Source organism: Asaia sp. W19 (assembly GCF_003994335.1).
In the GTDB taxonomy this organism is placed as follows: domain Bacteria; phylum Pseudomonadota; class Alphaproteobacteria; order Acetobacterales; family Acetobacteraceae; genus Asaia.
On sequence record NZ_PNQZ01000111.1, the window covers coordinates 1 to 12,484 of the forward strand.

Sequence of the window (12,484 nt, forward strand, 5' to 3'; positions counted from 1 at the left end):
CCGAGTTCCCATGACCTCTGTCAGCCCCCTCGCCGGCAAGACGCTGGACAAAAACGCCCTTGCCGATATCCCGGCCCTGATCAGCGCCTATTATAATCGCAAGCCAGACCCCGCCATCGCTGCACAGCGCGTCGCTTTCGGAACCTCGGGGCATCGTGGCTCCTCCCTCCATACAAGCTTCAACGAGAATCATATCCTGGCCATCGCCGAGGCCATCTGCCGTTATCGCAAGGACAAGGGAATCGATGGTCCGCTTTTCATCGGCATCGACTCCCATGCGCTTTCCGCCCCGGCGCAACGCTCCGCCATCGAGGTCTTTGCGGCTCATGGTGTCGAGGTCCGCATCGATTGTCATGACCGTTTTACCCCGACACCGGTCGTGTCCCACGCCATCCTGACTTATAACAAGGGTCGCAGCACCGGTCTTGCCGATGGCGTGGTCATCACCCCATCGCATAATCCGCCCGTCGATGGCGGTTTCAAATACAACCCTCCCCATGGTGGCCCAGCCGATACCGACATCACCAAGCTGGTGCAGGACCAGGCCAATGCCTTCCTGAGCGCGGGGCTCGAGGACGTGCATCGCCTCCCCTATGAGGAGGCCCGCAAGGCCGATTGCGTGCGTGGCCATGACTTCATCACGCCTTATGTGGATGATCTGGGTGCCGTGATCGATTTGGACGCCATTCGCGGATCCAGCATCCGTATCGGCATCGACCCGCTGGGCGGCGCAGCACTCGACTACTGGCCGGCCATCATCAAGCGCTATGACCTGAAAGCCACCATTGTCAGCGATGAGCTCGACCCGGCTTTCGGCTTCATGACCGCAGACTGGGACGGACAGATCCGTATGGATTGCTCTTCCCCGTATGCCATGGCGCGGCTCATCGGCATGGGGTCACAGTTCGATGTCGCTTTTGCCACCGATACGGATGCCGATCGTCATGGCATCGTCTCGCGCCCTGTCGGGCTGATGAACCCCAATCATTATCTCGCCGTCGCCATCTGGTATCTCTTCAATAACCGTCCTGGCTGGAACGCGGAGGCCAGGATTGGCAAGACGCTGGTCAGTTCCGCGCTGATCGACCGCGTGGCAGGCAAGATCGGCCGCGACGTCGTTGAAGTGCCGGTCGGATTCAAGTGGTTCGTCGATGGCCTGTATGACGGATCGCTGGGTTTTGGCGGCGAGGAAAGCGCTGGCGCCTCCTTCCTCCGTCGGGATGGAACGGTGTGGTCCACCGACAAGGACGGGCTGATTCTGGGTCTGCTGGCGGCTGAGATCACGGCCGTCACGGGCAAGACGCCCGCTGAACACTATGCCGACCTCACCGCTGAGCTGGGCGCGCCCTTCTATCAGCGCATCGATGCCGCAGCGAATCCTGCTCAAAAGGCCATCCTCTCGAAGCTGAGCCCCGAGCAACTGCCGATGACCCATCTGGCAGGGGACAAGGTGCTCGCCAAGCTGACACGCGCACCAGGCAATGATGCGCCGATTGGGGGACTCAAGGTCACGACTGCCAATGGCTGGTTCGCTGCGCGTCCCTCAGGCACCGAGGATGTCTACAAGATCTATGCCGAGAGCTTTGTGAGCGAGGCCCATCTCAAGCAGATCCAGAGCGACGCACAGGCAGCCATCTCGGCTCTGTTCGTCGCCTGACCCCGGCGCTCTCTCGCGACCTGGACCGCGAGAGAGCTCTCCCCGCCCCTATGCGAGCCTCCCCGCAAAACTCCCTCGGGTCAGACACAGGAATGCCGGGAACTCACCGCTCATCGATGCTACTCAAATAATCACGAATTCCGAACTTAGAATATCCGGAACGCTGACAGCCTTGTTGACGTCTCCATGCGTTGTGCCTGTTAAACTTTTCCTGAGCGCGTAGTCGGCGCAAATTCTTTTGGTGAGGCGGGTTTTCAATACTGCGGTAATGTGGACAATCCGCATCGTGAGTGCCCGTCCAGCGAATGGGGATGAGGGGATGAAACGATTTTTCCGCGCTCTCGGTGTCATGGCGGGTATTTCGGCATTTCTCGGAGCAGGCGCCAACGGCGCTCATGCCGCAGTCCGGGATCTGGCTGGAGACTGGCGCGGCATGCTCACGCTCAGACAGGGTATCTCTCTCCCTGTGGTGCTGCACCTTGCGGCACAGGGCGACATCCTGACCGCCACCATGGACAGCCCCGCCCAGGGGGCTTTCCATATTCCCGTGGAAACCGTGCGCCTCGACAACCAGACCCTCACGCTCACCCTCCCTCGCCTCTCGGCGCGCTATGTCGCCAAGATCCGTGACGACAATCGGACTCTCGATGGGGAATGGTCACAGCGGAACAACTCCCTGCCGCTGATAATGACGCATGGCGCAGCCGAAGAGGTCCAGAAACGCCCGCAAATACCCAAGCCGCCCTTCCCATATCGCAGTGAGGAGGTGAGTTTCGACAATCCTTCCGGACCGGCTCATCTGGCTGGTACGCTCACCCTCCCCCAGGGCAAGGGACCCTTTCCTGCCGTTCTGCTTATCACGGGATCTGGCTTGCAGGATCGCGACGAGACGGCGTTCGGCCATAGGCCTTTTCTTGTTTGGGCAGACACGCTGACGCGAAAGGGTATTGCTGTGCTGCGCGTCGATGACCGCATGAGAGGCGGCTCCACTGGACCGGTCGAGAGCGCCACAACACGGGATTTCGCGCAGGATACGGAGGCAGGACTGCGGTTCCTGCGCAGCCACTCTGCCATCGATCCCACACGCATCGGGCTGATGGGCCATAGCGAAGGGGGCATGATCGCCTCCATGATCGCCGCACACGACCCCGGCGTGACCTTCATCGTCCTGCTCGAGGCGCCCCCGGTACCAGGGAGACCGATCATGCTCGCCCAGAGAGACTGGGCCATGAAGCAGAGTCAGGTACCTCAAGCCGTTGCCCGTGAGAGTGACAGGGACTTTATCGCCGTGATGGATGCCATGACGCCCGACCAGAGCCAGAAGGAGGCTGATCAGGCGGCAGATTCTGCATGGAACAAAATAAAGGGAACGAAAACAGGGCTTCCTGCAGATATGCGAATCGTCACCATGCCCGCCATACGCTTCATGGATCGCTACGACCCCGCATCTGATCTGGCGCGGGTACGATGCCCGGTTCTGGCCGTGATTGGCAGCAAGGACCGCCAGGTTCCGGCCGATATTGCACTACCCGCTTTCCATCGGGCTCTGGCCGCAAATCACCAGGCGCAAATCGTTGAGCTCCCCGGTCTCAATCATCTCCTGCAAAAGGCAGAAACGGGAAGTTCAGGGGAATATAGCCTGATCGAGGAGGATATCGACGCAAGTGCGCTCGACCTTGTCTCGGACTGGCTCAAGGCACAGCTTCATCCGTGATCTCCGGAGCCCGCATGGGGCCAAGCAGTCATATGGCGAGCGTATAGCCTTCCGAGAGAATGAGGCTGCGGCGGAGCCCGACCCAGCCTGCTGAGTCGGATGACCGCTCGCAGGGAGACGACGACCGTCAGGGAAAGGTGATCGAGAGCATACCGAGATGACCGGAGTGGCGATCGAGATTCAGGACGAGACGGTCAGGTGACCGGTGCAGATCATGCGCCTCTAGAATGCGTGTTTCCAAGGTATCCCACAAAGTGAAGACGGCAGCGTCCATATGATCGACGCTTGCCTCCCCCGATATCTCAATTTTCGAAGCCCCGGCTGGAAGACGAATCAGGACATGCCCGTTGCGTTGGGCATGGATTGGAGCAGAGACACCATCGATCAGAATGCGCCATGAATGGGTGCGCTGCTCGTCCAGCGTCGCAGGACGGCAGGGCATGTCATTCAGCCGTATGGTTGCGTCGGGCATACCGGGCAAGTCGAGTTCAATCCGGAACAGACGTGTGGGCGTGACGCCAAGACGAAATGCCGGCTGGATCGGCTCCTTGGGACGCCAGTTCATGGGCAGCGCCAGGTCGCCCCCAACCGAGGCAGAGGCATAGACATCGAGCCGCACGCCCTTATCCGGATGATCTCCTCCAATCCAGAGATATTCGCTTACACCGCGCAGCTCTCTGATGGCGGGTCGTGCGGCCCCATAGAGCGTCAGGGGATCACCGATAGACAGATCGGCGATAGCCACCGCGCCATCGGGCGTATCAACCCGCAAATCCCCCGGCAGCGCATCGAAAGGCACTGCCGTGGCGACCGCACCGTCACGCTCCAGACGGTGCCATGATCCGATTTGCGCCCAGGAGCCTGGCTGAGGCCGGGCGCTGCTCGCGGTCGAGAGCATGGGCATCACACCATATCGGGGAGATCGAGGATCAGGTGCCTCACGCGCGCCTCCACCGGGAATTCAGGCAGAGGCAGAACAGCGCTATCGGATGTCCAGCGCGTATCTCCGTCCTCGATCTCATGCCATCCACCAAGCGCCCTTGTCGTCAGATGATGGGTGATCACGTCGCAACCGCCCTCATCCTGCACATAGGCCGTGCCGACCCTGACGCCGAGACGACGCCGATCATCCATAAAAGGACCAATGACCTGGTCCGGGCGCCTGGCCGTGGCACGAATGATGACCGCACGGGTATAGGGCGGCAGCACAAAGGCCGCCTGTCCCGCAACGGCATGATCGACACGCGTCAACGCCTTGCCTTCCGCCGTGACGAGGCGGATATCGGTCCTGCCCATTTCGCCCCCTGTCACGCTGACCGCGTGGCCAAGCCTGGCCGAGCGCGTCGCGAGACTAGCCCAGAGCGGTTCAATACGGTCGCGCGCTACGATGAGAGGCAGTCGTGCCTTGCCATGCGCATTTCCCGGCACATTATCCGACCCCGGATGCCGGTTATCGAAAACCACGGCATTCAGACCGGGCAGATAGCTTTCCATGCCGAGATTTTCAGCCTGAAGAATGGCATGGACCGGCGTTTCGATATGGTAATAGGTATAGCTGCGTCTGGTACGGTCATACGCAATGGACCCCCCATTGACCAGCATGCGCATGGGGACCAGCCCCCCTTCGTGAGAAACGCAGTGTTCAGGCGTCACCCATAGAGTACGATTGGGCCGCCCGGCGCCAAATGCGTGGGCATGAATACGGATCAGATGGGCTTCGTCAGGCTTTGCCCCATGAAGCCGCACCTGCTTGTAACCGACCCACCGGACAGGCTGGGGGCCGAGATCCGTCTCGACCATATCCCCGATACGCAGCGTCTCGACGCGGCGCAGTCCCTGGGGGGTGGCAATGAGCGTCCCTTCGGCAAAACATGCCGTCAGGGTCAGGCCACCACGCCCGTCAGGTGAGAAATGATAGCCAGGGATGGAGCCATTGATCGTCACATCGCCATTGGTCGTGTGAATGATGAGGCGATTGGCCTCATGCGTGACACCGGTAATCGTGCGTGGATCGAGATCCTCGATATCGAGGCTGAAATTCTCGCCCGTGGTATTGATCGTGAGGGTGCGCAGCGCATTGATCCGGGTCTTGAGCGAAGCACCGCTGGCCAGATTGATGGTCATTGCAGCTACATTATAAATGGCCGCCGCTGCACTACCCGAAAGATTGATGATCGTATTATTGGTCCCAACCACGCCATTCGAATTACCGATCGTGAGGCTGCCGCCCGTCACTCTGAACGTTCCGCTCAGCGTGCCGCTGCGCACCACCATCGTGCCACCGTTCATGGTTCCCCCATTGACCGTGGCGCCCTGGATATTCGCTATTCCGGAATTGATGGTGGCATTGTTGATCGTACCCCCGCTATTGCCATTGACCGTACCGCCATTGAGAGTGCAGTTCGTGGCCGTTCCCCAGTCATTGACGTTGAGCGTATCGCCCGCATTCAGGACATACCCCGTTCCGGTCTGGCCCCTGTCTTCCCATTTGGGGCTATCACCGGACCCCGTATTAACGGTCTCTTTGCCCAGATTATATTCAGCCATTTTTATTTCCCCCTTATGGGCTGCCGATCAGATCTGTATCTGCGGAACGTCGCGCACGAGTTCCCTGCAGGCGAACAGGCTCTCGATCACCCCTTTGAAATTTCTGATGAAACGCAGGGCCCGCACCCCACCCTTGCTCACAGCCTCCCGCTCGCCCAGACGAGCGAGGTCGTTCATCGTCAGGGTCGTGGACCCGACGACGATATGCTGCTCGAGAATGGTCACGTCATAATCCAGGCCACTGACACGTATGGGGCGCCGCGCAAGCGGTATGTCCCGCCATCGCGCCCCTTCGAAGCGGGCATGTTTCATTTCGGCCCCAAAAGATGATGCCGAAGCCAGATCACATCCCTCGAAAACCGTTCCTGTGCACACTGCGCCATTGAGGAGGGCGCCATTCAGCAAGGCCCCACTCAGATCGACGTTGAGCAGAACAGCCCCCGAAAGATTGGCACCACGCAGATCGGCTTCCTGCAGACAGGCCCCGCTGAGCGAGGCACCGCACAGACGGGCCCCGACCAGCGATGCGCCAGAAAGATCCGCCCCCGAAAGATCGGCCCCGCTGAAATTGACACCGTTGAGATTGGCGCGCCGCAGCCGCGAATTGCGCAAGGCAACACCGATCAGATCGGTGTATCCCATTTCGATATAATCGGCGTTCATGTCGCTCAGATCAGCCCCGACAAGCGGCAGATGACGCTCAAGAGCGACATAGAGCGCCTCTGCGCGCTGTTCAGGGGGCGAGAGGGCAAGGTCGGTCTCGTCGAGTTCGACGCTATGCATGACCTGCCCCCTGACGGCATCACGGATCTCGAACGTCCAGCTTCCGGCATTCATTTCTGTCATCCCTATTCTCGACCGGTTAGTGAAAGACGAGCGCGGCGTTCACGCCCCCAAAGCCGAAGCTATTGGAAAGGCAATACCCACCCCGGTAAGGCAGATCGCTTTGTGGCCTGTTCAGGAAACTGACCCGGCTCGGCTGCTCCAGATTATAGTTTGGCGGGATCATGCCGGTGCGCATGGCAGCGATACCAAGAACAGTCTCGATGGCACCCGACGCCCCCAGCGCATGGCCCGTAAGGCCCTTGATCGAGGACACCACGACCTCTCCATAGCCGGCGAATACGCCTTCTATGGCCCCGATCTCGATATCATCCCCCAGCGGCGTGCCCGTTGCATGCGCGTTGACCCAGCCGATTGCGTCAGGAGAAATTCCCGCGTCACGCAGGGCACCACGCATTGCCCGTTCGGCCCCCTGTCCGAGTGGATCCGGTGCGACGAGATCATGGGCATCGGCGCTTTGAGAAAAACCGGTGATCTCACCCAAAATGGGAGCCCCACGGCTGATCGCATGGTCGCGTGCCTCGAGCACGAGTACCGCCGCCCCTTCCGACAGAACGAAACCCGTGCGCGCCCTGTCGAAAGGACGGCTGGCCGCGTGCGGGTCCGTCGCCTCAGCCAGAGCGTTCAGATCGGCAAAAACCTTGATCCCGGCGGGGGTGACGGCCGCCTCTGTGGCGCCAGCCACCACGATCGACTGATAGCCGTCCCGAATTGCCTGAAACGCCTTGCCGATCGCAATCGTCCCCGTGGCACAGGAGGCGGAATTGCCTTCCGCTCCGCCCAGAAAGCCGTAGCGCCGCGCGATCTCGCCCGCGCAACTATTGATCAAGACGCTTGGCAAATAAAACGGGCGCCCCTGCCCCGGAACAGAGCTGGCTGTGCGGGCGATCGTATCGAGCCCTCCAATACCGGAGCCAATGCTGACGGCAATGCCCGCCCTGGTCGCGGCGTCGAGCTGCATCAGACGTGCCTGACAGACCGCTTCGCGCGCGGCGACGATGCCAAGCTGTATGAAGCGGTCGAGCCTGCGCTGCTCCTTGGCGGAGAACCATTCGTCAGGAGTATATCCCCCTACCCTGTAGGTTCGGGAGGGCACACGCCCGACGACATGCGCGCGCGAAAAACCGCCCCATTGGAAGCGCTCGCGCGTCAATGGCGTTCTTTTTGCGTGCAGTGCCTCCAGACTGCTCGACACGCCGACGGCAAGTGGAGAGACGATCCCCATTCCTGTCACGACCACGCGTTTGGGCATTGTGAGCCGGTGGTTCATCCCGTAGTGACCGTCAGTGGCGCCGCCGTGACAGGAGTAGTCTCCTTGACGGTTTTCTGCGTGAGAATGAGATCAACCCCGGCATGGTCGAATCCGGCGCGTAGCAGATCCAGCAGATCACCCACCGTCGCGATGACCGGGAAGGAGCTCTCGCGTATCGCTATGCCCGCCTGCTCCTCGATCTCGAACAGCAGTTCCACGATATCAAAACTATCGGCGGAGAGATCTTCCGTAAAACGGGTTTCCGGCGTGATGTTTTCTGGCGCAACATCGAAATGACGCGCCAGCATGCCGATTACAGCATCGTCAATATGATGAGACATCCCACAGAGTCCATTTATTTCGATTGTTGGTTCTTTATTCCGGAATATTCATCACATTATGGGCCAATACAGTGATGGCGCGATCAATATGAGAATAGTTTTCGTATATGAACCGTTAACTTCGAGGACAAATGAAATAAATTCCCCCCGCCTGAACCAAAAGTTCATGCGACCATGAACAGTAAGGTCATAGGGAGCCCGACATATGGGAAAACCCTAAGCGATTCAGTATTTTTCCATATTGTGAGCTCTATAGAATCGATCATTGCTAATATTTAATCGATTATGAGATAACAGTTTTGTGTACGCGACCGAGTATTTGGCATCCTGTCTGGCAGCATCACGAACTATACAGCTCTGACCTGAACGCCATGCTGCCATGCAGCCAGAGCGGCACGCGAGATGACGGAACCGCTCGCCCAGCCCCACCGGCCTACGCTGTCTGGCCCCTCGATGGCTGTAAAACCAGACTCAGATGTCAGGTCCGGTTCGATAGAAGGGGCTGATGCGGTCGAATATGCGCTCACCCTTGATCAACCGGTGATGCAAGGCGGCAAGGGTATGAACAACCACGAGCCCGCCTAACCCCCATGCTGCCCAGTGGTGCATGAGGCGAAATGCGCCTTCCGACTGTCCCTCCGACACCCCTGACAGAAGAGGTACATCGCCGAAGCCGAAGAACGACACCGGCAGGGCCAGGGCAGAGGCGAGCAGCCAGCCACTGATCGGAGCGCCGCCTTGAAGAATATAGAGCGCCGTATGGACGCCCTGAGCCAGATTTCGTGTCAGTCGGCTCATGCCTTGCGGTAAGGGCGGGGTCCTGTGGGTGAGCCGCCAGAGCAGGCGCAGGGCAATCACGATGAACACACAAAGCCCAAGCTCAGAGTGCAGTTGAAACAGCGCAAAAGACCGGGCCTCGCTCAGGCCGCCATGCATCATGGCAAGCCCGAGTATTATTTGTGCACCCAGCAGCACAGCCACGAGCCAATGAAGCACGCTCGCCATGCGCGTATAATGCTGCTTCACAGGATGGCTTCGACCTTGGCCCGGGTTCCGCATGATCCGACTACCCGTGATCGAGCGTATCGAAGAGCTGGCGGAAACGTGCCCCCGCCGCGCCGGGCTGGGAAACGGATTTGGCTTCCTGCTCGTTGACCGGCTTGTCCACGACAACCAGTCCGACCATGCCCATCCAGTAATGCGGCAGACACTTATAGCCGTATAGTCCGGGCTTGCTGAATGTCACACTCAGATCATGCCCCATGGGTCCGGCAAACGGTTCCGCTCCCTGCGGAATCATACCCGGGAGAGACTGGACATTGTGACCGGGATCGGCCGCAACGAAATGCACCGTGTCACCGCTGTGGATATGCACGATCGCCGGTTCGAAACCCCGACCGCCCGTGGCAGTGTGGCTCAGCATCCTGACCTCGACAGTGGCAGCCTTGGCAGCGTGCGACGTGAGGAGGCCCATACCCCCCAGAAGGGCGACCGTCACAACAGCACATGCCATCGCGGGGCGGGGATGACTGGAACGCTTCATCGGAAAATCTCCCTTCTCTGCCCGCTATGGCGGGCAGATCTGATGGTCAGACGTCAGTTGCGACGCAGGTCGAAACGATCGAGCGTCATGACCTTGGTCCAGGCGCTGGCAAAATCCTTGATGAATTTCGCCTTGGCGTCGTCGGAGGCATAGACCTCCACCACAGCGCGCAGCTCTGCATTCGCGCCGAAAATCAGATCGACCGAGGAGGCCGTCCAGCGCTTTTTGCCTGTGTCGCGATCGAGCCCGTCATACACGCCCTGCTGCGTGGCCGATTTTTCCCAGCGCGTGGACATGTCGAGCAGATTGACGAAGAAATCATTGCTCAAAATGCCAGGAGACGTGGTCAGGACACCCTGCTCGGAATGACCGGCATTGATATCCAGAACGCGCAGTCCGCCCAGAAGCACGGTCATCTCTGGCACGCTCAGCGAGAGGTTGCTGGCTCGATCGACGAGCATCTGCGTCGGTGATTTCTCATCCGGTTCGGCGCGATAATAATTGCGGAACGCATCCGCGCTCAGTTCCAGCAGGGCAAAAGACTGCTTGTCGGTCTGCTCGGGACCAGCATCCACCCGCCCCGGGGCAAAAGGCAGATCCAGCGCAACACCCGATTTTCTGGCCGCCTGCTCGACGCCCACATTACCCGCCAGCACGATGACATCGGCCAGGGAGATTTTGCGGCCATGGTGGGCACCCCTGTTGAAATGCTGCTGGACCGCTTCGAGCTTCGGCAGGACGGTTTTCAGCTCATCAGGGTCGTTCACGGCCCAGTCACTCTCCGGCGCCAGACGGATACGCGCCCCGTTGGCCCCGCCACGATGATCGGAGTCGCGGAAAGATGCTGCCGACGCCCAGGCTGTCTTGATCATCTCGCGCTCTGTCAGCCCCGATGCCGCTATCGCCTTCTTCAACTCACGCAGATCGGCGGCATTGACCGTGGCACCCTGAGCCGCGGGGAGCGGGTCCTGCCACAGGAAGTCGGCGGATGGGACTTCAGACCCGAAATAGCGCGATTTCGGCCCCAGATCGCGATGGGTCAGCTTGAACCAGGCATGGGCGAACGCATCGGCGAACTGCTCGGGATGCGCGGCCCAGCGCGTGATGATAGCCCGATAGGAGGGGTCGGTGCGCAGCGCGATATCGGTCGTGAACATCATCAGCGGATGCAGCTTGTTCGGGTCGCTGGCATCGGGAACGATATTCTCGGCGTCCTTGGGCACCCATTGCGTGGCACCGGCCGGGCTCTTGGTCTTGACCCATTCATGCCCCAGCAGATTATCGAGATATTGCGAGGTGAAATGGATCGGGTCGGCCGACCATGCGCCCTCGAGCCCGCTGGTAATGGCATCGGTCGCCTTCAGCTTGCCCTGCGCACAGTGGTTGGCCCAGCCCAGACCCTGCTGCTCGACAGGCGCCGCAGCAGGCGCAACCCCTACGCATTTGGTGGCGGAAGCCGCACCATGCGCCTTGCCGAAGGTATGACCGCCCGCGATCAGGGCAACGGTTTCCTCGTCATTCATGGCCATGCGCCCGAAGGCGAGGCGAATCATCTGCGCCGCCGCTGCCGGGTCCGGCACGCCATTGGGTCCCTCGGGATTCACATAGATCAGCCCCTTGGTGGTCGAGGCCAGAGGCTTCGGCAGATGGCCACCCGGCTCGACACTGGATTTCTTGATCTGTGAATCGACGTTCGAACTCATGAACTGGGTGCCGGGGCCCCAGTAAACCAGCTCGCTCTCCCAGTCATCGGCGCGTCCACCGGCAAAGCCCAGCGTCTTGAAGCCCATGGACTCCAGCGAAACATTCCCTGTGAGCACCATCAGATCGCCCCAGGAAAGGTTGCGACCGTATTTTTTCTTGACCGGCCAGAGCAGGCGGCGCGCCTTGTCCAGACTGGCGTTATCGGGCCAGCTGTTCAGCTGCTCAAAACGTTGCTCGGCGCCTTCTTCACCGCCGCGCCCATCCATGGCGCGATAGGTCCCAGCCGCGTGCCAGGCCATACGCACGAAAAACGGCGCGTAAGTGCCGTAATCGGCAGGCCACCAGGGCTGGGATTGGGTCAGGGTCTTGCGGATATCGGCTTTGACAGCCTCGAGATCCAGCTTGCGGAAGTCCCTGGTATAGACGAAATCGGGTCCGTAGGGGTTCGACGCCGCATCATGCAGGCGCAGCGGTGCCAGGCTGAGCCGTGTGGGCCAATAGAATTCGTTGGGGTTTTCGATACCGTCTGCACGGGCTGCGCTGGGCATCGTGGTCAGGGTCGTGGTCGCGATCAACGCCGCCATGCCGAATTTCAGCAATCTCATTTCCGAACTCCAAGACAATGAATAACAACCATGGTTTCTGCACGGTCATTACTGTTGGAATTGTCCTAGGAACTCTCGGCTTATTACTCCAACCGTTTGTCTCTATATCTCTGACAGGCACTACCGCGCTTTTCTCCCCGGCATGCCCGCTTCCGGCTTCCTGGGTTTCATGCTTCAAAACGATAGATCCATGCTGCTTTATGCCCCTAATCGGCAGGAACGCGCCGTGCCATGCAGGAAACGGGGGCGCCGGGACATTCCGGTCCTGACAGGCGCTT

General features: G+C 60.1%; 10 protein-coding genes. 2 read left to right on the top strand and 8 right to left on the bottom strand.

All coding sequences use genetic code 11. The features are described from left to right. The first annotated feature begins 10 nt into the window (after positions 1-10). Together pgm and C0V97_RS16985 are read left to right on the top strand one after the other, a co-directional pair. Positions 11-1,657: a phosphoglucomutase (alpha-D-glucose-1,6-bisphosphate-dependent) gene (gene pgm / locus C0V97_RS16980; protein ID WP_127103688.1), complete on the top strand. Its 1,647-nt coding sequence runs from the start codon at positions 11-13 to the stop codon at positions 1,655-1,657. Positions 1,658-1,976: 319 nt separating this feature from the next. After that, positions 1,977-3,371 (top strand): S9 family peptidase, encoded by a 1,395-nt coding sequence (locus C0V97_RS16985; protein WP_158625465.1) that lies wholly within the window; start codon positions 1,977-1,979, stop codon positions 3,369-3,371. Between the two features lie 127 nt (positions 3,372-3,498). On the opposite strand, the gene C0V97_RS16990 is transcribed toward C0V97_RS16985, so the two are convergent. From C0V97_RS16990 to katG, 8 genes are all read right to left on the bottom strand, one after another. Next, entirely contained in the window at positions 3,499-4,269 is a 771-nt protein-coding gene (locus C0V97_RS16990; RefSeq protein WP_148114960.1) for a hypothetical protein, read from the bottom strand. A gap of 5 nt (positions 4,270-4,274) precedes the next feature. Continuing rightward, positions 4,275-5,918, bottom strand: a complete 1,644-nt coding sequence (locus C0V97_RS16995) for a Hint domain-containing protein (RefSeq protein ID WP_127103691.1) — start codon at positions 5,916-5,918, stop codon at positions 4,275-4,277. 27 nt (positions 5,919-5,945) lie between these two features. Beyond that, entirely contained in the window at positions 5,946-6,764 is an 819-nt protein-coding gene (locus C0V97_RS17000; RefSeq protein ID WP_127103692.1) for a pentapeptide repeat-containing protein, read from the bottom strand. A gap of 16 nt (positions 6,765-6,780) precedes the next feature. After that, on the bottom strand, positions 6,781-8,031 hold the full coding sequence (locus C0V97_RS17005) for a beta-ketoacyl synthase (protein ID WP_127103693.1): 1,251 nt from the start codon (positions 8,029-8,031) through the stop codon (positions 6,781-6,783). Then, positions 8,028-8,354 carry a phosphopantetheine-binding protein gene (locus C0V97_RS17010; protein ID WP_199751991.1) on the bottom strand — a complete coding sequence of 109 codons (327 nt, stop codon included), beginning with the start codon at positions 8,352-8,354 and terminating at the stop codon, positions 8,028-8,030. Before C0V97_RS17010 ends, C0V97_RS17005 begins: the two co-directional genes overlap by 4 nt. Positions 8,355-8,825: 471 nt before the next feature. Beyond that, positions 8,826-9,380 carry a cytochrome b gene (locus C0V97_RS17015; protein ID WP_158625466.1) on the bottom strand — a complete coding sequence of 185 codons (555 nt, stop codon included), beginning with the start codon at positions 9,378-9,380 and terminating at the stop codon, positions 8,826-8,828. Between the two features lie 40 nt (positions 9,381-9,420). After that, a complete protein-coding gene (locus tag C0V97_RS17020; RefSeq protein WP_233582247.1) occupies positions 9,421-9,897 on the bottom strand; it encodes a pseudoazurin in 477 nt (158 codons plus the stop codon). A 53-nt stretch (positions 9,898-9,950) separates the two neighbouring features. Then, entirely contained in the window at positions 9,951-12,149 is a 2,199-nt protein-coding gene (katG, locus tag C0V97_RS17025; protein WP_233582248.1) for a catalase/peroxidase HPI, read from the bottom strand. Between the last annotated feature and the right edge of the window lie 335 nt (positions 12,150-12,484).

Excerpts from the sequence above, each read along its gene's own strand:
- pgm (WP_127103688.1), top strand. The coding sequence starts at position 11 with ATGACCTCTGTCAGCCCCCTCGCCGGCAAGACGCTGGACAAAAACGCC.
- C0V97_RS16985 (WP_158625465.1), top strand. The coding sequence starts at position 1,977 with ATGAAACGATTTTTCCGCGCTCTCGGTGTCATGGCGGGTATTTCGGCA.
- C0V97_RS16990 (WP_148114960.1), bottom strand. The coding sequence starts at position 4,269 with ATGCTCTCGACCGCGAGCAGCGCCCGGCCTCAGCCAGGCTCCTGGGCG.
- C0V97_RS16995 (WP_127103691.1), bottom strand. The coding sequence starts at position 5,918 with ATGGCTGAATATAATCTGGGCAAAGAGACCGTTAATACGGGGTCCGGT.
- C0V97_RS17000 (WP_127103692.1), bottom strand. The coding sequence starts at position 6,764 with ATGACAGAAATGAATGCCGGAAGCTGGACGTTCGAGATCCGTGATGCC.
- C0V97_RS17005 (WP_127103693.1), bottom strand. The coding sequence starts at position 8,031 with ATGAACCACCGGCTCACAATGCCCAAACGCGTGGTCGTGACAGGAATG.
- C0V97_RS17010 (WP_199751991.1), bottom strand. The coding sequence starts at position 8,354 with ATGTCTCATCATATTGACGATGCTGTAATCGGCATGCTGGCGCGTCAT.
- C0V97_RS17020 (WP_233582247.1), bottom strand. The coding sequence starts at position 9,897 with ATGAAGCGTTCCAGTCATCCCCGCCCCGCGATGGCATGTGCTGTTGTG.
- katG (WP_233582248.1), bottom strand. The coding sequence starts at position 12,149 with ATGCCCAGCGCAGCCCGTGCAGACGGTATCGAAAACCCCAACGAATTC.